The organism is Bacillus sp. TE9106W (assembly GCF_054062215.1).
Genome location: NZ_JBSSFA010000016.1, coordinates 90684 through 112450 on the forward strand (window position 1 = coordinate 90684; position 21767 = coordinate 112450).

General features: G+C 37.0%; 23 protein-coding genes and 11 tRNA genes. 31 read left to right on the forward strand and 3 right to left on the reverse strand.

Annotated features, from left to right (window positions below):
* Positions 1-8 precede the first annotated feature (8 nt).
* A complete protein-coding gene (locus ACVWY7_RS23100) occupies positions 9-881 on the reverse strand; it encodes a Cof-type HAD-IIB family hydrolase (RefSeq protein WP_000766412.1) in 873 nt (290 codons plus the stop codon).
* 448 nt (positions 882-1329) lie between these two features.
* On the opposite strand from ACVWY7_RS23100, the gene ACVWY7_RS23105 reads away from it, so the two are divergent.
* The 13 genes from ACVWY7_RS23105 to uvsE all read left to right on the forward strand — a co-directional run bounded on the left by ACVWY7_RS23105 (position 1330) and on the right by uvsE (position 12990).
* Complete coding sequence (locus ACVWY7_RS23105) at positions 1330-1437, forward strand: DUF3948 family protein (protein WP_000664237.1); 108 nt, start codon at positions 1330-1332, stop codon at positions 1435-1437.
* Between the two features lie 40 nt (positions 1438-1477).
* The gene (locus ACVWY7_RS23110; protein WP_000664237.1) at positions 1478-1585 is read left to right on the forward strand and encodes a DUF3948 family protein; all 108 of its coding nucleotides are present in this window, start codon (positions 1478-1480) and stop codon (positions 1583-1585) included.
* Positions 1586-1625: 40 nt separating this feature from the next.
* Positions 1626-1733: a DUF3948 family protein gene (locus tag ACVWY7_RS23115; protein ID WP_000664237.1), complete on the forward strand. Its 108-nt coding sequence runs from the start codon at positions 1626-1628 to the stop codon at positions 1731-1733.
* Positions 1734-1768: 35 nt separating this feature from the next.
* On the forward strand, positions 1769-1885 hold the full coding sequence (locus tag ACVWY7_RS23120; RefSeq protein WP_001984868.1) for a DUF3948 family protein: 117 nt from the start codon (positions 1769-1771) through the stop codon (positions 1883-1885).
* A gap of 33 nt (positions 1886-1918) precedes the next feature.
* Positions 1919-2038, forward strand: coding sequence for a DUF3948 family protein (locus ACVWY7_RS23125; protein WP_001984893.1), 120 nt, complete (start codon positions 1919-1921; stop codon positions 2036-2038).
* A 311-nt stretch (positions 2039-2349) separates the two neighbouring features.
* Positions 2350-3468: a 4-hydroxyphenylpyruvate dioxygenase gene (gene hppD, locus ACVWY7_RS23130; protein ID WP_000810913.1), complete on the forward strand. Its 1119-nt coding sequence runs from the start codon at positions 2350-2352 to the stop codon at positions 3466-3468.
* Between the two features lie 66 nt (positions 3469-3534).
* Positions 3535-4491, forward strand: coding sequence for a fumarylacetoacetate hydrolase family protein (locus ACVWY7_RS23135; protein WP_000674023.1), 957 nt, complete (start codon positions 3535-3537; stop codon positions 4489-4491).
* On the forward strand, positions 4457-5629 hold the full coding sequence (locus ACVWY7_RS23140; protein WP_000499919.1) for a homogentisate 1,2-dioxygenase: 1173 nt from the start codon (positions 4457-4459) through the stop codon (positions 5627-5629). Before ACVWY7_RS23135 ends, ACVWY7_RS23140 begins: the two co-directional genes overlap by 35 nt.
* A gap of 233 nt (positions 5630-5862) precedes the next feature.
* Positions 5863-7134, forward strand: coding sequence for an MDR family MFS transporter (locus ACVWY7_RS23145; RefSeq protein WP_000799745.1), 1272 nt, complete (start codon positions 5863-5865; stop codon positions 7132-7134).
* 382 nt (positions 7135-7516) lie between these two features.
* Complete coding sequence (locus ACVWY7_RS23150; RefSeq protein WP_000161413.1) at positions 7517-8602, forward strand: D-alanine--D-alanine ligase; 1086 nt, start codon at positions 7517-7519, stop codon at positions 8600-8602.
* 60 nt (positions 8603-8662) lie between these two features.
* On the forward strand, positions 8663-10039 hold the full coding sequence (gene murF, locus ACVWY7_RS23155) for a UDP-N-acetylmuramoyl-tripeptide--D-alanyl-D-alanine ligase (RefSeq protein WP_000610677.1): 1377 nt from the start codon (positions 8663-8665) through the stop codon (positions 10037-10039).
* A 305-nt stretch (positions 10040-10344) separates the two neighbouring features.
* Positions 10345-11931, forward strand: a complete 1587-nt coding sequence (locus tag ACVWY7_RS23160; RefSeq protein ID WP_000206587.1) for a DEAD/DEAH box helicase — start codon at positions 10345-10347, stop codon at positions 11929-11931.
* A gap of 96 nt (positions 11932-12027) precedes the next feature.
* Complete coding sequence (gene uvsE, locus ACVWY7_RS23165; protein ID WP_000961155.1) at positions 12028-12990, forward strand: UV DNA damage repair endonuclease UvsE; 963 nt, start codon at positions 12028-12030, stop codon at positions 12988-12990.
* Here uvsE and ACVWY7_RS23170 read toward each other — a convergent pair.
* Complete coding sequence (locus ACVWY7_RS23170; RefSeq protein ID WP_000906926.1) at positions 12983-13555, reverse strand: rhomboid family intramembrane serine protease; 573 nt, start codon at positions 13553-13555, stop codon at positions 12983-12985. The genes uvsE and ACVWY7_RS23170 overlap by 8 nt on opposite strands.
* A gap of 92 nt (positions 13556-13647) precedes the next feature.
* Here ACVWY7_RS23170 and acpS point away from each other — a divergent pair, with 92 nt between their 5' ends.
* The 6 genes from acpS to ACVWY7_RS23200 all read left to right on the forward strand — a co-directional run bounded on the left by acpS (position 13648) and on the right by ACVWY7_RS23200 (position 19591).
* Positions 13648-14007 carry a holo-ACP synthase gene (gene acpS, locus ACVWY7_RS23175; protein WP_000635040.1) on the forward strand — a complete coding sequence of 120 codons (360 nt, stop codon included), beginning with the start codon at positions 13648-13650 and terminating at the stop codon, positions 14005-14007.
* A 156-nt stretch (positions 14008-14163) separates the two neighbouring features.
* Positions 14164-15114, forward strand: a complete 951-nt coding sequence (locus ACVWY7_RS23180) for a LolA family protein (RefSeq protein WP_025388382.1) — start codon at positions 14164-14166, stop codon at positions 15112-15114.
* Between the two features lie 119 nt (positions 15115-15233).
* Positions 15234-16403, forward strand: a complete 1170-nt coding sequence (alr, locus tag ACVWY7_RS23185) for an alanine racemase (protein ID WP_000390603.1) — start codon at positions 15234-15236, stop codon at positions 16401-16403.
* Between the two features lie 309 nt (positions 16404-16712).
* Positions 16713-17000: an antitoxin EndoAI gene (locus ACVWY7_RS23190; RefSeq protein ID WP_000004570.1), complete on the forward strand. Its 288-nt coding sequence runs from the start codon at positions 16713-16715 to the stop codon at positions 16998-17000.
* Between the two features lie 4 nt (positions 17001-17004).
* Positions 17005-17355: a type II toxin-antitoxin system endoribonuclease NdoA gene (ndoA, locus tag ACVWY7_RS23195; protein ID WP_000635963.1), complete on the forward strand. Its 351-nt coding sequence runs from the start codon at positions 17005-17007 to the stop codon at positions 17353-17355.
* A 67-nt stretch (positions 17356-17422) separates the two neighbouring features.
* Positions 17423-19591 (forward strand): Tex family protein, encoded by a 2169-nt coding sequence (locus ACVWY7_RS23200; RefSeq protein WP_000425548.1) that lies wholly within the window; start codon positions 17423-17425, stop codon positions 19589-19591.
* A gap of 57 nt (positions 19592-19648) precedes the next feature.
* Here the strand turns inward: ACVWY7_RS23200 and cmpA are convergent, their stop codons facing one another.
* Positions 19649-19765, reverse strand: a complete 117-nt coding sequence (cmpA, locus tag ACVWY7_RS23205; protein WP_001143642.1) for a cortex morphogenetic protein CmpA — start codon at positions 19763-19765, stop codon at positions 19649-19651.
* A 195-nt stretch (positions 19766-19960) separates the two neighbouring features.
* On the opposite strand from cmpA, the gene ACVWY7_RS23210 reads away from it, so the two are divergent.
* The 12 genes from ACVWY7_RS23210 to ACVWY7_RS23265 all read left to right on the forward strand — a co-directional run bounded on the left by ACVWY7_RS23210 (position 19961) and on the right by ACVWY7_RS23265 (position 21653).
* Positions 19961-20419, forward strand: coding sequence for a SprT family protein (locus tag ACVWY7_RS23210; protein ID WP_000344258.1), 459 nt, complete (start codon positions 19961-19963; stop codon positions 20417-20419).
* A gap of 114 nt (positions 20420-20533) precedes the next feature.
* Positions 20534-20608: transfer RNA gene (locus tag ACVWY7_RS23215), tRNA-Asn, on the forward strand.
* Between the two features lie 3 nt (positions 20609-20611).
* Positions 20612-20702 (forward strand) — tRNA-Ser (locus tag ACVWY7_RS23220).
* A gap of 8 nt (positions 20703-20710) precedes the next feature.
* Positions 20711-20785, forward strand: a tRNA-Glu gene (locus ACVWY7_RS23225).
* Positions 20786-20789: 4 nt separating this feature from the next.
* Positions 20790-20865: transfer RNA gene (locus ACVWY7_RS23230), tRNA-Val, on the forward strand.
* Positions 20866-20911: 46 nt separating this feature from the next.
* Positions 20912-20987, forward strand: a tRNA-Asp gene (locus ACVWY7_RS23235).
* Positions 20988-21074: 87 nt separating this feature from the next.
* Positions 21075-21149 (forward strand) — tRNA-Gln (locus ACVWY7_RS23240).
* 5 nt (positions 21150-21154) lie between these two features.
* Positions 21155-21227 (forward strand) — tRNA-Lys (locus ACVWY7_RS23245).
* Between the two features lie 16 nt (positions 21228-21243).
* Positions 21244-21326 (forward strand) — tRNA-Leu (locus ACVWY7_RS23250).
* 97 nt (positions 21327-21423) lie between these two features.
* Positions 21424-21500 (forward strand) — tRNA-Arg (locus tag ACVWY7_RS23255).
* A gap of 4 nt (positions 21501-21504) precedes the next feature.
* Positions 21505-21581: transfer RNA gene (locus tag ACVWY7_RS23260), tRNA-Pro, on the forward strand.
* 1 nt (position 21582) lies between these two features.
* A tRNA-Gly gene (locus tag ACVWY7_RS23265) sits at positions 21583-21653 on the forward strand.
* Positions 21654-21767: the final 114 nt, after the last annotated feature.

Genomic DNA, 21767 nt, shown 5'->3' on the forward strand with positions numbered 1-21767 from the left:
TCCTTTTTTTATTTACTAGATGAAGTTTGTTTCAATACAAATCGCTCGATTGCATGAGCAACACCATGTTCATTGTTTGTTAATGTTACAACATCACATAGTTTTTTTACATCTTCTTCAGCGTTTCCCATTGCAACTGATAAACCAGCTGCTTCTAACATGGGTACATCGTTAAAATTGTCACCGATAGCAACTGTATCTTCAATTGGTATATTAAAATGGGCTGCCATTTGTTTCAGTCCATTTCCTTTATGTCCATTCTTGTCCATAATTTCTAAATTAGTAGGAGCAGATGCTGTAACCATAATATCAGTATCTTCTTGTAACATACTTAATAGCTGTGCGCGATGCCCTGCGTTAAATGTCAAAATAAAGAATTTAGATATTTCTAATTCTGGATTATTTACAACATCTTCAATCTTTTGGAAATCAGTAATTAAGTTTGACTTCTTTTGTTTTTCTGTAATTCTTTCAAGTTCCTCAAGTGTAACATCTAGTGCATGCTTGTTTTCTTCGAACGCTTGCATGACTTGATCTTGCCATGTATACGGAGAATAAACTCCTTTATTCGTATATAGTTTATAAGGAAAACCCTCAGATTCTAGTAATTTTGCAAGCTTGTATACTTTATCGTTTTGTAAACAACGCGAGTTAATTACTTTTCCATCCACATAAACAATTGCCCCATTGCTCGCTCCAACTGGAAGAGATAGTTTATACTCTTCCAATAATTTCAAAGCATCCTCTTTTGCACGGCCAGAACAAATCATGACAATATGACCAGCCTCTTTTGCAGTTTGGATAGCTTGTAAGTTCTCTTTGGAGATTTCAAGATTAGATGATAGTAGTGTACCATCCATATCTAATGCGATTAATTTCAAAATGACCACCTCTTTGTTCTTATTATACATAGTTATATAGAGGAAACATATAAACTTATCTTGGAAAGATTGTATTTTATCTCTCATGAACTATCAGTAAGAATTTGATAGATTCTACTTTATTAATGAAAGGTTTATCTTACTTTGTAACAAAAGTAGAGGGAGGTATGGGGATGTTTCGTTATATGACTGTAATATTACATGAATGTTACAAACGTGGATTTAGTAGAAAATGCATTAAATCAAGGTTTTTGAAGGTATTTATAAAAAAACGTAAAAAAAGTGTAATAAAATTTACGTAATTATATTGCAAGGTAACAATAGTTATGTTACATTAATGTTACAAACGTTACGTTATCAAATTTAATGTAACGTTAACATAAAAACTATGAAATAAACATTTCTTAGAAATTACATATAGATAACTTATTAAAAAGGAGAATGCAAAATGAAAGAGCAAGTATTACAAGTAACAAAAGGTGACTTCGTAGGATCAGCAAGTGGAGCAGTAGTATTAACAGCATTAATCGTATTCCTATCAAGCGTATTAGTATAATAGAAGTTTTGTAAAAAAGAAAAAGAGAGGAGAATGCAAAATGAAAGAGCAAGTATTACAAGTAACAAAAGGTGACTTCGTAGGATCAGCAAGTGGAGCAGTAGTATTAACAGCATTAATCGTATTCCTATCAAGCGTATTAGTATAATAGAAGTTTTGTAAAAAAGAAAAAGAGAGGAGAATGCAAAATGAAAGAGCAAGTATTACAAGTAACAAAAGGTGACTTCGTAGGATCAGCAAGTGGAGCAGTAGTATTAACAGCGTTAATCGTATTCCTATCAAGCGTATTAGTATAATAGAAGTTTTGTAACAAAAAACAAATGAAGGGAGAATGAAAAATATGAAAGAGCAAGTATTACAAGTAACAAAAGGTGACTTCGTAGGATCGGCAAGTGGAGCAGTAGTATTAACAGCGTTAATCGTATTTTTATCAAGTGTATTAGTGTAATAGAAGTTTTAAATCTTATAAAACGAAAGGAGAATGAGGAATATGAACAGTGAACAAGTGTTACAAGTAACAAAAACAGATTTATTAGGATCATTAGGTGGAGCGGTAGTATTAACATCATTTATTCTATTCCTTGCAAAAGTATTAGTATGAGACATATAAATACAATTATTCAAAAAAAATAAAGACTCTAGCATATTAGTAAGTAATTAATATGTTGGGGTCTTTTTTATTTTTCTTCTATATATCCCTTCAAGTATTAATAGCCCCCTCTATATTTTAAAGAGAAAAAAGTCGAATTTTATATGTAAGAAAAAAAGAGGAATTTGACAGAAAAGATAGAAAATTTTAAAGGTCAGAATTTGTTAGCTTGCTAACTAATTTCTATTAATTGATGTTGGAAGCGTTTTCGGTTGGTTTTAAGTATGGACCATTTAATCTATTTACAGGGGGATGAGGATTTTATGAAACAAAAATCTATGGATACACTAGCTGCACAAATGGAGGACTTTTTTCCAGTACGTGATGTAGATCATTTGGAATTTTACGTAGGAAATGCAAAGCAATCAAGTTATTATCTTGCGAGAGCATTCGGATTCAAAATTGTGGCTTACTCTGGATTAGAAACTGGTAATCGTGAAAAAGTATCTTATGTTCTTGTGCAAAAAAATATGCGTTTCGTTGTGTCTGGGGCTTTAAGTAGTGACAATCGTATTGCAGAGTTTGTAAAGACTCATGGTGATGGCGTAAAAGATGTGGCATTACTTGTTGACGATGTTGATAAAGCATACTCAGAAGCAGTGAAACGTGGTGCCGTCGCAATTGCTCCGCCTGTAGAGTTAACAGATGAGAACGGTACATTGAAAAAAGCAGTTATTGGTACGTATGGTGATACAATTCATACGCTTGTAGAGCGTAAAAATTATAAAGGGACATTTATGCCAGGATTCCAAAAGGCTGAGTTTGATATTCCATTTGAAGAGTCAGGTTTAATTGCTGTAGACCATGTAGTTGGTAATGTTGAAAAGATGGAAGAGTGGGTTAGTTATTACGAGAACGTTATGGGCTTTAAACAAATGATCCATTTTGATGATGATGATATTAGTACAGAGTATTCAGCATTAATGTCGAAGGTTATGACAAATGGAAGTCGTATTAAGTTCCCTATTAACGAGCCAGCAGATGGAAAGAGAAAATCACAAATTCAAGAATATCTAGAGTTCTATAATGGAGCAGGTGTACAGCATCTTGCTTTATTAACGAATGACATTGTTAAAACAGTAGAAGCGCTACGTGCAAATGGTGTGGAGTTTTTAGATACACCAGATACTTATTATGATGAGTTAACTGCACGAGTTGGAAAAATTGATGAGGAAATTGATAAGTTGAAAGAATTAAAGATTTTAGTAGATCGCGATGATGAAGGATACTTACTACAAATCTTTACGAAACCAATTGTAGATCGTCCAACTTTATTTATTGAAATCATTCAGCGTAAAGGTTCTCGTGGATTTGGAGAAGGAAACTTTAAAGCGTTATTCGAATCAATTGAAAGAGAACAAGAGCGTCGCGGGAATTTATAAAATTTATATCCACCAGCAATCATTCTTTTGCTGGTGGAAATTTCATTTTCATAAGGAGGAATCATGATGAAATTTGTTACATTTCGTCTTCCTTCAAAAGAAATGCGAGCTGGATGGCTTGAAGGTGACAAAGTAATCGATATGAATCTTGCTAGTGATGGGAAATTACCTTCTTCTATGTTCGCCTTTTTAGAGAAAGCGGATGAGTATGTAGAAGTATTGCGTAATATTAAGAACCCGGAAAAGGGCATATATTCTTTAGAGGAAGTGCAATTAGCAGCAGCGATTCCTAATCCGAGTAGTATTCGGGATTTTTACGCGTTTGAGCAGCATGTAAAAACGGCACGTGGCCGAAGAGGGCTAGATGTTGTACCAGAATGGTATGATATCCCGGTTTTTTATTTTACGAACCATCGTGCTGTAATTGGTCCGAATGATGTTGTAATTGGTCCGAAAAAATCTGAAAAACTTGATTATGAGTTAGAGATTGCTTGCGTAATCGGGAAAGAAGGAAGAAATATTTCTCGTGAGCAAGCAGAGGAATACATTTTTGGTTATTGTATTATGAATGATTGGAGTGCAAGGGACTTACAAGCAACAGAAATGAAGGTAGGACTTGGTCCAGCGAAAGGAAAAGATTTTGCAACTTCATTAGGAGCGCACCTTGTTACGAAAGAGGAATTAGATGTTTACCGCAACGGTGACCGTTATGAGTTAGAGATGACTGCTCATGTGAATGGAAAGCTATTATCAAAAGGGAACTTCCAAGATATTTACTATACATTTGCTGAAATGATTGAACGTGCTTCGGAAGATGTTACGTTATACCCAGGTGATGTGATTGGTTCTGGGACAGTAGGAACAGGTTGTATTTTAGAACTGGGTACAGAAGAGTGGCTGCAAGATGGTGATGTGGTAGAGCTTACGATTACTGGTTTAGGTACATTACGTAATACGGTCAAAAAAGAAAAGGAAGCAGGTGATGAGCATGTTTTATCGTCACATGGGGGAGCTACCTCATAAACGACATGTACAATTCCGTAAAAAAGATGGATCGCTTTATCGTGAACAGGTAATGGGAACAAAAGGTTTTTCTGGTACGCAATCTATTTTGTATCATCATTATATGCCAACGGAAGTAGGGCATGCGGCATTATCACATTCTTGTCAGTTGCAGTATGAAGAAGATGTTGCTCTTTCTCATCGTCACTTTCGCACGAAAGAAAATAAAAAAAGTGGTGATGCAGTAAGTGGAAGAAACTTTATACTTGGAAATGAAGATTTATTAATCGGAGTAGTGACTCCGACAGAAAAAATGGATTATTTCTACCGTAATGGTGATGGCGATGAAATGTTGTTTGTCCATTACGGAACAGGAAAAATTGAAACAATGTTCGGAACGATTCACTATCGAAAAGGTGATTATGTAACAATCCCAATTGGAACGATTTATCGTGTTATTCCAGATGAAGGAGAGACTAAGTTTCTTGTTGTAGAGGCAAATAGTCAAATTACAACACCGCGTCGCTATCGTAATGAATATGGACAATTGTTAGAGCATAGCCCGTTTTGTGAGAGAGATATTCGTGGCCCTGAAAAATTAGAGACGTATGATGAAAAAGGTGAGTTTGTCGTAATGACAAAGTCGCGAGGCTATATGCATAAACATGTTTTAGGGCACCATCCGTTAGATGTTGTTGGTTGGGATGGTTATTTATATCCGTGGGTCTTTAATGTTGAGGACTTTGAGCCAATCACAGGTCGTATTCATCAGCCACCCCCAGTGCATCAAACGTTCGAGGGTCACAATTTCGTTATTTGTTCTTTCGTACCACGTTTATATGACTATCATCCAGAATCTATTCCGGCACCGTATTATCATAGTAACGTGAATAGCGATGAAGTACTGTACTATGTAGAAGGTAACTTTATGAGCCGAAAAGGTGTGGAGGAAGGGTCTATTACACTTCATCCGAGCGGCATTCCTCACGGTCCACATCCTGGGAAAACAGAGGCGAGTATAGGGAAAAAAGAAACGCTTGAATTAGCTGTTATGATAGATACATTCCGTCCGCTTCGTATTGTAAAACAAGCACATGAAACAGAAGATGAAAAATATATGTATAGCTGGATTGAAGAGGGATCATATACTGTGAAATAAATAAAAAGAGGCATGCTCAATAACGGAGCATGCCTCTTTTATGGAATCGACATGTATAATAATACCAAAAAAAGTTATAGAAAGATATATAGAAAGGATGATCAAGATAATGCGTATTCATAAGAATTTCTACTTATTTCGACAAAGATTAATGTGGTAATTTTTAGTTTGAAAATTTGTATTTTTCTGATTCTATATATAATATAATTGTTGGGGAACTAAGGGGGGAATTTATGAAGAATACGTGGCGTGAATTAAGGGAGATGGACCGTAACGTATGGATTCGATTTATTGGTGAGACGTTAAATGGAATTGCGATGATGATGTTGATGCCTTTCTTTGCGTTATATTTAAAAGATAAGGTGGATTCATTATTACAGGTTGGAGTTATTATGGCGCTTTCTCCAATTGCTGCGAGCTTTGGATCCATTATAGGTGGCAGAATTGCTGATATATATGGACGAAAGCCGATTATGATATTTTCGATGACGAGTAATGCATTATTAATGCTCGGTTTTTTATTTATAGAAGGATTTATTCCCTATGCAATTTTATCGGTTTTTTTAGGGTTAAGTAATTCTTTATTTCATCCAGCTGCATCAGCGATGGTTGCGGATGTAACGGCGCCAGAAAAAAGAACAGAAGCATATGGTTTGTTGCGGATGGGGCATAATATAGGTGCTGCAATTGGCCCGATAATGGGGGCTTCAGTAGTTATGTTGTCGAAGAATCTCGTGTTTATTATTGCCTCGTCTACGATGTTATTTTATGCATTACTTGTATTCGTTCTCATTCAAGAGACAATGCCAAAGAGTGCGAATAAGGAAGAGGATAACGAAAAGGAATCAGGAGTGGTGTGGAAAATTGTATTGCGAGATAAGGCACTGATGATTTATTTATTAGCAGGTATTATTATTTCGATGGGATTTTCTCAAACAGAAGGCATGTTGCCATTGCATTTTGATAATGAAATGAAAGATATTTTTGGAACTAACAATCCATACCCATATTTAATGGCGTTAAACGGACTATTAGTTGTGTTGTTCCAATTTCAAATTTCAAAATGGGCCACAGATAAACCTGTCGGAAAGACGATGTTATATGGTGCATGTTTGTTCGGGATTGGGTTATTTTTCATAGGCTGGTTACCGAAGTGGTTTGGAGGATTAGATACAAATGCTACCGTTATTTTAATTACATTAATGTTCGTTTATGCCATATATACGTTAGGTGAGATGATTATGTCGCCTGTACAGATGACGTTTGTAGCGAATTTGGCCCCTGAGCATTTGAGAGGGACTTATATGGGGGCTGCAAGTTTGCAGTGGATTACAGGAAATGCATTTGGTCCACTTCTTGGGGGTTTTTTATTAGATCGATTACTTGGCCACTTTCTATTTACAATTTTAGCTGTAGGATGTTTAGTTGCAGGTATTGTATATATTTCTTTAGATCGTCTCGTTGAACAAAGGCAAAAAGGCACTCTAACCAAACAATCTTCTTAATGATTAGATGACATACACAAAAAGGGGATTTCTACATATTTTAGGTACATAACTACATTGGATTGCAATTTTATCCCACTTTAATGGGCAGTAAGACCCCCACCTCAAAATTCAGCGAAAGCAAGGAATTTAGGTGGGGGATCAACTGCCCATAAAAGTCCGATTGGTTCAACTAATAATCAGTAGGGGATGAAGCCCCCCACTGATTAAAGTTTCACTTTATATATTTATGAAGAAAGTTAAGTGGAAAAAGTATAGAGAACCAATAAGTGGTGTCATTTAATTATTTGTGGAAGTTACATTTTATTTCAAATAGGAACTACCTATTTTTATAAAAAGTGCTAAAATAGAAAAATGAAAACAATTGGTTAGGGTGATTTCAGTGACAAAAATTAAATTAGGTTTATTATATGGTGGAAAATCAGCTGAGCATCAAGTTTCGTTACAAACGGCTCTTGCTGCTATTAAAGCATTAAATCAAGATAAATTCGAGATTCATCCAATTTATATTACAGAACAAGGTCAATGGATACGCGGTGAACGTATTGAAGGTGAAGTAGCAAATGTTGAAGTTCTAAAAATGAGCGGTGCAGAAAATGCGATTTCTCCGTTATCTTTAAGCACAGAAATCATTCCATCTGCAAATGCTGAGGAAAATGCTATCGACGTTATTTTCCCATTACTACATGGACCAAATGGTGAAGATGGAACGGTTCAAGGTTTATTAGAATTAATGAACATTCCTTATGTAGGAAATGGTGTTCTAGCATCTGCTGCTGGTATGGATAAAGTTGTTATGAAAAACATTTTCGCAGAAGCTGGATTAAAACAAGCGAAATATGCTTCATTCATTCGTAGCGGATGGGAAAAAGATCGTGAAACAGCATATGAAAAAGTAGAAGAAGTATTAGGATACCCTTGCTTCGTAAAACCAGCAAACCTTGGTTCAAGTGTTGGGATTAATAAGTGTAAAAATCGTGAAGAGCTTGAGAATGCATTTGAAGAGGCATTCCAATTTGACCGTAAAATTATTGTAGAAGAGAATATCATTGGACGTGAAGTAGAAGTTGGTGTACTAGGTAATGATGAACCGAAATGTTCAGTTGTAGGTGAAATCGTACCGAAAAAAGACTTCTATGATTATAAGTCGAAATACATCGATGGTGATACAGCATTAATTATCCCAGCTGAAATGACAGAAGAAGAGTCTAATGTTATTAAGCGAGATGCGATTGTTGCCTTCCAATCGTTAGATGGTGCTGGCTTAACGCGAGCTGATTTCTTCTTAACGAAAGATGGAGAAGTATATATTAACGAAGTGAATACGATGCCAGGATTTACGCCGTTTAGTATGTTCCCTCTACTGTGGCAACATACTGGATTACCGTATCCGGAATTAATTGAAGAGCTAATTCGTTTAGCAATGGAGCGTCACGAAGAAAAACAAAAAATTAAATATACAATCTAACAAAAAAGGAGGAGGCACTATTCGCAGGAATAGTGCTTCCTCTATGTAAGGAGTGTTTTCATGATAAATCGAACGTTAAAACAAGTAGAACAAATGATAAATGGTACGGGATTAGCAGAGCAGTATGAGGGAATTACTATACAAGGGGTGTCTATTGATACGAGAAAAATCGAAAAAGGAAACCTATATGTTCCGATTCAAGGTGAACGTTTCGATGGACATGCTTTTGTAGATAAAGCTGTTGAAAATGGAGCTGTGGCGACATTATGGGTGAAAGATGTAGCAAATCCACCTGAGAATCTTCCGGTTATTTTTGTAGAAGACACGCTATCAGCATTACAAATGTTAGCGAAAAACTATCGCGATCAATTGGATGTTAAAGTGATTGGTGTGACAGGTAGTAACGGTAAAACATCTACAAAAGATATTGTAACAAGTCTTCTTGCAACTAAATTCAAAGTTCAAAAAACAGAAGGAAACTTCAATAATCATATCGGGCTACCCCTTACTATTTTAAACTTAGAAGAAAATACAGAAGTAGCTGTATTAGAAATGGGAATGTCAAGCCGCGGAGAAATTGAATTCTTATCTAAGTTAGCTCGTCCAAATGCAGCTATCATTACGAACATTGGTGAAGCACATTTAATGGACTTAGGCTCTCGTGAGGCAATTGCCGAAGCGAAATTAGAAATTGTGACAGGATTACAAGAAGGTGGAGTGTTCGTATATAACGGAGACGAGCCATTATTAACGAATCGTGTCCCTGAAATGAATTTAATAGCTGAAACAGTTACGTTTGGTGATGCTAGAGCAAATGATTATTATCCAACGACTGTAACGTTACAAGCAACTGGGACGCATTTTAAAATGAATAGAGAAGAAAATATTTCATTCTATCTACCCGTATTAGGGAAACACAATGTGTATAATACGCTTGCTTCTATGGCAATTGCGAAATACTTTGGTGTAACGTGGGAAGAGATGAAAGAAGGTTTAGTAACACTTCAAATGACGGGCATGCGTATGGAAATTGTAAAAACAGACAGTGGATTAACAATTATCAATGATGCCTATAATGCAAGTCCAACAGCTATGGAAGCGGCATTCCACCTAATGAATGGTTTAGATGGATTCTCTAAAAAAATTGTTGTTCTCGGTGATATGTTAGAGCTTGGAGATCAAGAAGTGCAGTTTCATTATGAAGTAGGTAAATTAATTGATCCAGCAAAAATCTCCTATGTGTTCACATATGGTAAATTAGGGGCTCAAATTGCTGAGGGAGCGAAAATTAATTTCCCTAACGAACGTGTAAAGGCTTATGATAATAAAGAAGAGTTAGTAAAAGAGTTGCAAGCAGTAGTCGATACAAAAGATGTTGTATTAGTAAAAGCATCTCGCGGTATGAAATTGGAAGAAGTAATTACGATGTTGAAATAATTGGTGTATATAAATAGGGATGATAGCTACGAAAATAGAAGAAACTTATAATAAGCGCTTACAGTAAATATAAAAAAATAAAAGTGAAGAAAAAAACTCTTAATATGAAAATAAGGTAACAGTTGGGTTTGCTTTTTGCACATACAAAACTTATAATTGATAAAGTGTAATAACGTTTAGAAGTATTTTCGTGAAGAATATACGCCCGTTTATATACGTGAGCATTCAGGAAAAGGGCTTTTCCGCAAATTCGGAAAACGCCTTTTTTTAAATGATAAGTATAGGATAGAAAAGGAGAAGTAACATTGACAACATTTCGAGAATTAGGATTAAGTGATTCTTTACTGCAATCTGTTGAAAGTATGGGCTTTGAAGAGGCTACGCCAATTCAAGCTGAAACAATTCCACATGCATTGCAAGGTAAGGATATTATTGGGCAAGCGCAAACAGGTACAGGGAAAACAGCAGCATTCGGATTACCACTATTAGATAAAGTGGATACACATAAAGAATCGGTTCAAGGTATTGTTATCGCGCCAACGCGTGAATTAGCAATTCAAGTTGGAGAAGAGCTATACAAAATTGGTAAACATAAACGTGTTCGTATCTTACCAATTTACGGTGGTCAAGATATTAACCGCCAAATTCGTGCTCTAAAAAAACACCCACACATTATTGTTGGTACGCCGGGTCGTATTTTAGATCATATTAACCGTAAAACACTTCGCTTACAAAACGTAGAGACAGTTGTTCTTGACGAAGCGGATGAAATGTTAAACATGGGCTTCATTGAAGATATTGAAGCAATTTTAACAGATGTGCCAGAAACACATCAAACATTACTATTCTCAGCGACAATGCCGGACCCAATTCGTCGTATTGCTGAGCGTTTCATGACTGAGCCTCAACACATTAAAGTAAAAGCAAAAGAAGTAACAATGCCAAACATTCAGCAGTTCTATTTAGAAGTGCAAGAAAAGAAAAAGTTTGACGTGTTAACACGCTTACTAGATATTCAATCTCCAGAGCTTGCGATTGTGTTCGGTCGTACAAAGCGTCGTGTTGATGAATTATCAGAGGCATTAAACTTACGTGGTTATGCTGCAGAAGGTATCCATGGTGATTTAACTCAGGCGAAACGTATGTCTGTATTACGTAAATTCAAAGAAGGTTCTATTGAAGTTCTTGTTGCAACAGACGTTGCTGCACGTGGTCTTGATATTTCAGGCGTAACACACGTATATAACTTCGATATTCCACAAGATCCAGAATCATATGTTCACCGTATTGGCCGTACTGGTCGTGCAGGTAAAAAAGGTATTGCAATGCTATTTGTAACACCACGTGAATCTGGACAATTAAAAAATATCGAGCGTACAACAAAACGTAAAATGGACCGCATGGATGCACCGACACTTGACGAGGCACTAGAAGGTCAACAACGTTTAATCGCTGAAAAGCTTCAAAGCACAATTGAAAATGAAAACTTAGCATACTACAAGCGTATTGCAGAAGAAATGTTAGAAGAGAACGACTCTGTAACAGTAGTAGCTGCTGCTTTAAAAATGATGACAAAAGAGCCAGATACAACTCCAATCGCTTTAACATCAGAACCACCAGTTGTTTCAAGAGGTGGCGGTTCTAAAAAACGCGGCGGTAACGGAGGCGGATACCGTGATGGTAATCGTAATCGTAGTCGTGATGGACGCGGTGGCGATGGTCGTAACCGTGACCGCAATCGTGATGGTCGTAATCGTGACGGTAACCGTGATCGCAATCGTGAAGGTAGCCGTGATGGTAACCGTGGTCGTCGTGGCGAAGGTCAAGGACGCCCAGGATCTTCAAACGGACGCGGCGAAAGAAAACATCATAGCCGTAAGCCACAAGCTTAATAATAAAAAAAGAGAATGCCCTTTGCCGGCATTCTCTTTTTTTATTTCTGTAATTGTACATACTACATAATAACTTGTGTAGAAATGAGGTGCCACATGCTTGTAAGGCTTGGCTATGTCGCGATGAGTGTACATTTGAAAAATGCATCTCCATCTCAAACGATGACGTACGCGCAGTTTCAAAAAATAGATGATCGGGAAGCGGCAATTCGTAAACTTGAAAGAATTGCTAATTCGAATTTGGAAAATTGCTTACGGTTATTAAAACATAATAAAGGCCATGATATATCCTTTTTTCGACTTAGTTCTAAGTTGATTCCTTTAGCGAATCATGAGGAGTTGTTAGAGTGGAATTATATTCGCCCTTTAAAAGAAAATTTAAAAGTGCTAGGTGATTACGCTATTCGAATGAATATGCGTATTGATTTTCATCCAGATCATTTTGTTGTACTCAATTCACCTGAGGAGAATATTTTTAAACAATCTGTAAAGACGTTACAGATGCATAGAAAATTATTAAAAGGTATGGGGATTGAACATAAGCAACGATGTGTAATGCATGTTGGGGGCGGATATAAAGATAAAGAGCTTGCATTAGAGCGTTTTATAGAGAATTGGTCTAATGTCCCAAGAGGTATTCAGGAAATGATTATGTTAGAAAATGATGATACAACTTTTACGCTCGAGGACACATTATATTTAGGAGAAAAACTGGACATTCCCGTTGTATTTGATTTACATCACCATATGATGAATCATGATCGAGAAGATTGGCATGAAGATTGGGCGCGTGTTGTACATACGTGGGAATCGTCTTTGTTACCAGTGAAAATGCACATTTCTAGTCCTAGAGAGGGAAAAGACCCGAGAGCACATGCGGACTTTATTGATGTAGATACTTTTTTATCTTTTTTAAAAAAGATAAAGGGAAGTGTTCCGCAAATTGATTGTATGATTGAAGCGAAGATGAAGGATGAGTCTTTATTTCAACTTATGAGGGATTTAAGTGAACAAACAGATGTGGAAATTATCGATGGTGCGAGCTTTTATATTAAATGAGCTCTGCACCATCGAGTTTTTTTATTAATAAAGGGGTGCAAATACCACCAATGATCAATCCTGTTAAATGGCTGATAGGGTTGGCAGAGGGATTGAAGAAAGTGAATAGTAGTAATATACATATCATGATTGAAAAAATAGCAATGTCTTTTGGATTGGAAGAACGATATCGGCTATACAATAGAAATAACTGTGCACCTAGCAATCCGAAAATACCACCAGATGCCCCGGCATGAATATATTCATGGGGCATAATAAGATAAGAGAAAATATTTCCGAGAATGCCAGAAAGGAAAAAAATAATGATGAAAGAAAAGCGGCCTAGTTGTTTTTCAATAGAAGAGCCAAGGACGAATAAACAAATACTATTAGAAAGAAAATGTTGTAAGTCTACATGTACGAACAGGGAAGTTATGAGACGCCACCATTCTCCATTAGCGATATATTCATGATAAGCTGCCATAGGAAAGAGGAAAAAATCGCCTAACATAATCATAATGAATTGTATGAGAAGTAAAGAGATGACGATTGGTTGTAAGGAAATGCGGGCGGATGGTATGAGCATGTTATGAGTATCACTCCTTTTGCATCAGAAAGATTCTCTGTTATTCTTACAATATGAAAAAAGAAAGCTAAATAGAAGAAGGGGATTTTGAAATGATTGTAGGGATTGGAATCGATATTATTGAATTGAATCGAATTGAAAAAATGCTAGATGGAAAGCTTAAATTTATGGAACGTATTTTAACTGAAAATGAACGTAATGTTGCTAAGGGACTGAAGGGAAGCCGCCTTACAGAGTTTGTAGCTGGAAGATTTGCAGCGAAAGAGGCGTATTCAAAAGCGGTAGGAACTGGTATTGGGAAAGAAGTGAGTTTTTTAGATATTGAAGTAAGAAATGATGATAGAGGGAAGCCGATTCTTATTACGAGTACAGAACATATTGTTCATTTATCGATTAGTCATAGTAAGGAATTTGCTGTTGCTCAAGTTGTTTTAGAAAGCTCGTCAAGCTAGTCTGCATATTTTATATCTTTGTCTCATATATTTGTGGTAGCGATAAGGAAGGTACATCTTCCATTCATTTATAGGGGCAAAGGGGCTGAAGTGATGAAAAGGCGTCTGTTTTTAGTTCTTGTCGGTTTATTAACCGTTTTTGTGTTGGCCGGTTGTATGGAAAAGAAACAAGATGATGTTGTGAGAGATTTAGAGGCGAAAGTAAAAGGGTTGAAAAGCTATCAAGCTGAAGCGAAATTATCTATTAAAACAGGGAATGAGCCTCAGGAGTATAAGGTAGAAATATGGCATAAGGAACCTTCGTTTTATCGTGTGAATTTGCAGAATGCGAAAAAAGATCAAAGTCAAATTATTTTAAGAAATGAAGAAGGAGTATTTGTATTAACGCCAGCTCTTAATAAGAGTTTTCGTTTCCAAAGTGATTGGCCGCAAAATAGTAGCCAGGCTTATTTATACGAATCTCTTGTGAGAGATATTTTACAGGATAAGAAAAACCTTACTTTTGAAAAAACAGATAAGCATTATATTTTTAAAACAAAAACAAACTATCAGCATCAAAACATGTTGCCGAGACAAGAGATTACGTTGAAGAAAAGTGATTTAACGCCAGTTTCGGTGAAGTTAATGGATAATGATCAAAATGTTCTTGTGAAAGTAGATTTCTCTAAAGTGAAATTCGACGCGAAATTTGATAAAGGTGCATTTGATACGAAACAAAATATGTCTAGAGCGCAAGTAGATGTTCAAACAACAGCGAAAGAAGACAAACCGTTTGCTATTTTATATCCACGTGATACGCCACAAGGTATGACTTTGAAAGATGAAAAAGAGTTGAAGACAGACAGTGGCAAGCGTGCAATACTCACATACACTGGAAGTAAGAAATCCTTTACTTTAATACAAGAAAAGGCAAAAGTTGCAGAGGCTTCGTCAGCAATAAGTGTGAGCGGAGAATTGGTTGATCTTGGCTTTACAATTGGAGCATTGACGAAAGACTCTTTAACGTGGTCGCATAACGGAGTAGAATATATGCTCGTGTCTAAAGGTTTAGAGCCGAAGGAGCTATTAATGGTTGCTCGTTCAGTTACAGAGAAGCAAGTGAAGTAAACTTCTTAGACGTGGTGATATATGTGCACCACGTCTTTTCTTAGTTTGAAGGGTTGGATTTCATAAAAGAAGCATATAAAAGAATAAGCTTCGCATATCGTGTATAAGGAAGTGTATTTATGGAAGAAGCACCATTTTACCGTGACACTTGGGTGGAAGTGGATTTAGATGCCATTTATAACAACGTTACACATATTAAAGAATTTATCCCGAGTGATGTAGAAATTTTTGCCGTTGTTAAAGGGAATGCATATGGGCACGATTATGTACCGGTGGCTAAAACAGCATTAGAAGCGGGGGCGACAAGGTTAGCAGTTGCGTTCTTAGATGAAGCTTTAGTGCTTCGAAGAGCTGGTATTACTGCGCCAATTTTGGTGTTAGGTCCTTCTCCTCCTCGTGATATAAATGTAGCTGCTGAAAATGATGTAGCATTAACTGTTTTTCAAAAGGAATGGGTAGATGAAGCAATCAAACTTTGGGATGGTTCGTCTACGATGAAATACCATATTAATTTCGATAGTGGTATGGGGAGAATTGGAATACGTGAACGTAAAGAATTAAAAGGATTTTTAAAAAGCTTAGAAGGTGCACCATTCTTAGAATTGGAAGGAGTTTATACGCATTTTGCAACAGCAGATGAGGTGGAGACTTCTTACTTTGATAAGCAATATAACACATTTTTGGAGCAGTTAAGTTGGTTGAAAGAATTCGGAGTGGATCCTAAGTTTGTTCATACAGCTAATAGTGCTGCAACGCTACGTTTTCAAGGGATTACATTTAATGCAGTACGAATTGGCATTGCGATGTATGGGTTATCTCCATCTGTAGAAATACGCCCTTTTTTACCGTTTAAATTAGAACCAGCGCTATCATTGCATACGAAAGTTGCTCATATTAAACAGGTGATTAAAGGGGATGGAATTAGTTATAACGTCACTTATCGAACGAAAACTAAAGAATGGATTGCGACCGTTGCAATTGGTTATGCAGATGGCTGGCTTAGAAGATTACAAGGATTTGAAGTGCTTGTAAATGGTAAAAGGGTACCGATTGTAGGGCGAGTAACGATGGATCAATTCATGATTCACCTTCCTTGTGAAGTGCCTCTTGGTACGAAAGTTACACTCATTGGAAGGCAAGGAGATGAATATATTAGCGCTACAGAGGTTGCGGAATATTCAGGGACTATTAATTATGAAATTATTACGACGATCAGTTTTCGTGTGCCGAGAATATTTATACGGAATGGAAAAGTTGTGGAAGTAATTAATTATTTGAACGATATATAGAAGGTAGTATGATTTGCTTCTTGTCATGTGAGAGAACTGTTCATTGGTTAAGAATAAGTTCGTTTTTGACGAGAAGCTTTTTACTTATAGTTACTTTTAACATAATATAACGTGAATTTTGCGGAGGAACTTTCATGTTTCTTGCTTGTAATGAGATAAAAATAAAAGAATATGAATGTTTTGTTTGTGAATTGGAAAACATAAGCAAGGAATAAGGAAGTCTTTGCAACAGGCTCCATACAATGGTATTATTACAATAGGTGTCATATATATATTTGGGTGTGTAGTTGACGGTGGAGGTGTATTTTTGTGTCCGAATCAAGTGTAACTACTGAAATCGTGGTTCGGTTGCCAAAGCAAATGGTAACGGAATTGGACGGAATTGGAAAACAAGAGAATAAGAATCGCCATGAACTAATTTGCCAGGCAACACAACTGTTATTGCGTCAACATAAGACGAAGAAACGCTACCAACATGAATCAATGCGACGTGGGTACATTGAAATGGGAAAAATTAATCTTGGTATTGCATCTGAAGCTTTCTTAGCAGAGTATGAAGCAGCTCATACAGTAGAACGCTTAGTTAGCGGGGGGTAATATTTTGATTGTAAAACGCGGCGACGTGTATTTTGCAGACCTTTCCCCAGTTGTTGGTTCTGAGCAAGGAGGCGTTCGTCCGGTTCTTGTCATTCAAAATGACATCGGAAATCGTTTTAGTCCAACGGTGATTGTAGCGGCTATTACTGCACAGATTCAAAAAGCGAAATTACCCACTCATGTGGAAATTGATGCGAAAAAGTACGGTTTTGAGAGAGATTCTGTTATTTTACTTGAGCAGATTCGAACAATCGATAAGCAGCGCTTAACGGACAAAATCACTCACTTAGATGAAGTGATGATGATTCGTGTAGATGAAGCGCTACAAATTAGTTTAGGACTAATAGATTTTTAAATCGGCAGTTTAAGTTGCTCTCTTTGAAGGGCAACTTTTTTTATTATAGAGGAGGTTACGGTTGTATATGGAAATGTTAGGTAATCGACAAGCGTTAATGAAAATGTTAGTGAAGGAATTAGGCTTTACCGAAAAGCAAGTTCGTCATGTTATTCAATTAACAGAAGAAGGTAACACAGTTCCATTTATTGCTCGTTACCGAAAGGAATGGACAGGCTCTTTAGATGAAGTGCAAATTCGTACAATTTTAGAGAGATGGCAATATATAATGCAACTTGAAGATAGGAAAGAAGAGGTTCTTCGTCTTATTGATGAGAAGGGGAAACTGACAGGAGAATTACGTCAGCAAATTTTGAAAGCTACAAAGTTGCAAGAAGTAGAAGATTTATATCGTCCATATAAAGAAAAGAGAAGAACGAAAGCAACGATTGCAAAAGAAAAAGGGTTAGAGCCATTGGCTGAATGGTTATTGTTATATACGAAAGAAGATCCGAATCAGAAGGCAATGGAGTTTATAAATGCCGAGAAAGAAGTGCAATCTGCAGAAGAAGCATTACAAGGTGCTCAAGACATCATTGCAGAAATCGTTTCAGATGAAGCGGCATATCGTAGTTGGATTCGAAATGTTACTTTTAGAAAAGGTGTTATGTCTTCGGTTGTAAAAGATGAAGAGAAAGATGAAAAGAATATATATGAAATGTATTACGATTATGAAGAACCGTTGCAGAAAGTAGTACCGCATCGTGTGTTAGCGATGAATCGCGGTGAGAAAGAAGATATATTGAGAGTTTCTGTTGTTCCACCAGTAGATGAGATAGTAACTTTCTTATATAAGAAGGTAATTCGCGATAACGATTCAAAAAGTGCACAGTATGTAAAGTTAGCAATTGAGGATGGTTATAAACGATTAATTCAATCCTCTATTGAAAGAGAGATTCGAAAAGAATTAACAGAAACAGCTGAGGAACAAGCGATACATATTTTCTCTGAGAACTTACGTAATTTGTTATTACAACCTCCGATGAAAGGAAAGGTTGTGTTAGCTGTAGACCCTGCATATAGAACGGGGTGTAAATTAGCTATTGTAGACGATACGGGGAAAGTTTTATATATTGATGTTATTTATCCGCATCCACCAGTGCGTAAATATGAAGATGCCAAAGCGAAAGTTCTTTCTATTATAGATGAATACCAAGTTGAAATGATTGCGATTGGGAATGGTACAGCTTCTAGAGAATCGGAAGAATTTATAGTTGATGTATTACAAAATGTGAAACGAGAAGTCTTCTATATTATTGTGAACGAAGCTGGTGCGAGTGTGTATTCAGCTTCTGATTTAGCCCGTGAGGAATTCCCGGATTTACAGGTTGAAGAAAGAAGTGCGGTTTCTATCGGTAGACGTCTGCAAGATCCGCTTGCTGAACTTGTAAAGATTGATCCTAAATCAGTTGGGGTTGGACAATATCAACATGATGTATCTCAAAAAAGATTAAATGAATCATTAACGTTTGTAGTAGAGACAGCAGTTAACCAAGTCGGTGTGAATGTAAATACAGCTTCAGTTGCGTTGTTGCAATATGTTTCAGGCTTATCAAAAACTGTTGCGAAAAATATTGTAGCAAAGCGTGAAGAAGAAGGGAAATTTACAAAACGAACAGACTTAAAGAAAATACCACGTCTAGGTGCGAAGACATATGAACAATGTATAGGTTTCTTACGTATATTAGAAGGGGCAAATCCGTTAGACCGTACAGGTATTCACCCAGAACAATATAAAAATGTTGAATTGTTATTAAAGAGTCTAGGTTTATCAAAAGATGACGTAGGGCAACCACAATTACAAAAGAGTTTAGAAGAAGTGGAGATTTCTAAGTTGTCGGAAGAAACGGGAATTGGAGAGCCAACATTAGTCGATATTATAGATGCACTCATTAGTCCAGAGCGAGACATGAGGGATGAGTTGCCTAAACCGCTTCTGAAAAAAGGGATTTTGAAATTAGAAGATTTAAAACGTGGTATGGAACTGGAAGGAACAGTACGTAACGTTGTTGATTTTGGTGCCTTTGTTGATGTAGGTGTGAAACAAGATGGGTTAGTACATATTTCTAAACTAAGCAAACAATATGTGAAGCATCCGTTAGATGTTGTATCTGTTGGACAAATCGTCAAAGTATGGGTAGATGATATTGATACGAAAAAAGGTCGTGTTGCATTATCTATGTTGCCAATTGAATAGTAAGAGAAGAGAGCAGATGAAACTGCTCTTTTTTTATAGGTCAAAACGTGTAATGGATTAGGAACTTTGATGTATTTTGCTATAATAAAACCAGCATTCATTTAATAATTTAATTTGATACCGGTTTTTTTCAAAATATGCGCGTTGCATTTGTTTTTTGAGCCATGTAGGCATAGGAATCCCTCCTTGTTTAATCCTACTCTCATAAATGTAAGGTACTATTGATGAGAGGTTGGTGAGTGGATTTCTATTTTTGCTATGTTTTTAGAAACCACGCTTCTTGAATGAGGATGGGTATATGTACTATTTAATATATGTATAAGAGAGGAGAAAAGTGTAAAAATATTTTTTTGTTTAGGAGGAATGAAAATGGATGAGCAAGAAATACAGTGGCTAGTGGAAGAAGTATCGCTACAATATTTCGGAATGCCATTTTTACATAAGGCGATGTTTAATAGTAGATTGCGCACAACTGGTGGGCGTTATCTATTGAATACACACAATATTGAACTGAATTATCGATATTACGAAATGTATGGGAAAGAAGAATTAGTTGGAATTGTTAAACATGAACTTTGTCATTATCACTTACATATTACAGGACGAGGGTATAAGCATCGGGATAAGGATTTTCGAGAACTATTAAAGGCAGTTGATGCACCACGCTTTTGTAAACGTATGGTGAATGCAGAGAAAGAAAAAAGGGTTTATGTGTATGAATGTATGGAGTGTTTGCTTCAATATGTAAGAAGACGTCAAATTAATACGAAAAGATATGTCTGCGGAAGGTGTAAAGGTAAACTAAATCTGATAAAGAAAACATCTTGACAGTGAAAACGCAATCCAGTATATTATAAACATGTCACGTTTGTACAAGATGTTGTGAAAAAACCTCTTGACTTACGATGAGAATTTTTATAAGATACAAATTGTCTTTATTATTCCGCAGTAGCTCAGTGGTAGAGCTATCGGCTGTTAACCGATCGGTCGTAGGTTCGAGTCCTACCTGCGGAGCCATACAGAGAAGTACCCAAGTGGCTCAAGGGGCTCCCCTGCTAAGGGAGTAGATCGCGAACGCGGTGCGAGGGTTCGAATCCCTTCTTCTCTGCCATTCATATTGGCCCGTTGGTCAAGTGGTTAAGACACCGCCCTTTCACGGCGGTAACACGGGTTCGAATCCCGTACGGGTCACCACTTCGGAGGATTAGCTCAGCTGGGAGAGCACCTGCCTTACAAGCAGGGGGTCGGCGGTTCGATCCCGTCATCCTCCACCATAATATTATAATGAAAAGTAAAATGATATTAATGTAAAGATTAAATGGTCCCGTGGTGTAGTGGTTAACATGCCTGCCTGTCACGCAGGAGATCGCCGGTTCGACCCCGGTCGGGACCGCCATTTTAACTTCTGCTAATTGGCAGTTGTTTTTTATTGGTCATTATGGTACAATAACATTTGTCTTTGAAAAGAAGATAAGTATTTCGATGGGCTATAGCCAAGCGGTAAGGCAACGGACTTTGACTCCGTCATGCGCTGGTTCGAATCCAGCTAGCCCAGCCATTTACGAGCCATTAGCTCAGTTGGTAGAGCATCTGACTTTTAATCAGAGGGTCGAAGGTTCGAGTCCTTCATGGCTCACTTTTGTTTTTTCCGCGCGGTCGTGGCGGAACGGCAGACGCGCTAGGTTGAGGGCCTAGTGGGGGGAACCCCGTGGAGGTTCAAGTCCTCTCGGCCGCATCAAAAAATCTTTTAAAAAAGTACTTGCATTTGAAAATGTAGTATGATAAGATAATTGAGTCGCCAAAATACAACGACGAAAAAACATCATGAATAAGCGCCCGTAGCTCAATTGGATAGAGCGTTTGACTACGGATCAAGAGGTTAGGGGTTCGACTCCTCTCGGGCGCGCCAATTACGGGAAGTGGCTCAGCTTGGTAGAGCACCTGGTTTGGGACCAGGGGGTCGCAGGTTCAAATCCTGTCTTCCCGACCACGCGGGTGTAGTTTAGTGGTAAAACAAGAGCCTTCCAAGCTCTGGTCGAGAGTTCGATTCTCTTCACCCGCTTTTAGTTCTTTGAAAACTGAACGAAACAAACAACGTGAAACGTCAATTTTTATTTTAGATGCTAGACAAACTAACTTTATTGGAGAGTTTGATCCTGGCTCAGGATGAACGCTG

What these genes read in the sequence shown, in the direction of transcription:
- ACVWY7_RS23105 (WP_000664237.1), top strand. Translation starts at nt 1,330, where the DNA reads ATGAAAGAGCAAGTATTACAAGTAACAAAAGGTGACTTCGTAGGATCA.
- ACVWY7_RS23110 (WP_000664237.1), top strand. Translation starts at nt 1,478, where the DNA reads ATGAAAGAGCAAGTATTACAAGTAACAAAAGGTGACTTCGTAGGATCA.
- ACVWY7_RS23115 (WP_000664237.1), top strand. Translation starts at nt 1,626, where the DNA reads ATGAAAGAGCAAGTATTACAAGTAACAAAAGGTGACTTCGTAGGATCA.
- ACVWY7_RS23120 (WP_001984868.1), top strand. Translation starts at nt 1,769, where the DNA reads ATGAAAAATATGAAAGAGCAAGTATTACAAGTAACAAAAGGTGACTTC.
- ACVWY7_RS23125 (WP_001984893.1), top strand. Translation starts at nt 1,919, where the DNA reads ATGAGGAATATGAACAGTGAACAAGTGTTACAAGTAACAAAAACAGAT.
- hppD (WP_000810913.1), top strand. Translation starts at nt 2,350, where the DNA reads ATGAAACAAAAATCTATGGATACACTAGCTGCACAAATGGAGGACTTT.
- ACVWY7_RS23135 (WP_000674023.1), top strand. Translation starts at nt 3,535, where the DNA reads ATGAAATTTGTTACATTTCGTCTTCCTTCAAAAGAAATGCGAGCTGGA.
- ACVWY7_RS23140 (WP_000499919.1), top strand. Translation starts at nt 4,457, where the DNA reads ATGTTTTATCGTCACATGGGGGAGCTACCTCATAAACGACATGTACAA.
- ACVWY7_RS23145 (WP_000799745.1), top strand. Translation starts at nt 5,863, where the DNA reads ATGAAGAATACGTGGCGTGAATTAAGGGAGATGGACCGTAACGTATGG.
- murF (WP_000610677.1), top strand. Translation starts at nt 8,663, where the DNA reads ATGATAAATCGAACGTTAAAACAAGTAGAACAAATGATAAATGGTACG.
- uvsE (WP_000961155.1), top strand. Translation starts at nt 12,028, where the DNA reads ATGCTTGTAAGGCTTGGCTATGTCGCGATGAGTGTACATTTGAAAAAT.
- ACVWY7_RS23170 (WP_000906926.1), bottom strand. Translation starts at nt 13,555, where the DNA reads ATGCTCATACCATCCGCCCGCATTTCCTTACAACCAATCGTCATCTCT.
- acpS (WP_000635040.1), top strand. Translation starts at nt 13,648, where the DNA reads ATGATTGTAGGGATTGGAATCGATATTATTGAATTGAATCGAATTGAA.
- ACVWY7_RS23180 (WP_025388382.1), top strand. Translation starts at nt 14,164, where the DNA reads ATGGAAAAGAAACAAGATGATGTTGTGAGAGATTTAGAGGCGAAAGTA.
- alr (WP_000390603.1), top strand. Translation starts at nt 15,234, where the DNA reads ATGGAAGAAGCACCATTTTACCGTGACACTTGGGTGGAAGTGGATTTA.
- ACVWY7_RS23200 (WP_000425548.1), top strand. Translation starts at nt 17,423, where the DNA reads ATGGAAATGTTAGGTAATCGACAAGCGTTAATGAAAATGTTAGTGAAG.
- cmpA (WP_001143642.1), bottom strand. Translation starts at nt 19,765, where the DNA reads ATGCCTACATGGCTCAAAAAACAAATGCAACGCGCATATTTTGAAAAA.
- ACVWY7_RS23210 (WP_000344258.1), top strand. Translation starts at nt 19,961, where the DNA reads ATGGATGAGCAAGAAATACAGTGGCTAGTGGAAGAAGTATCGCTACAA.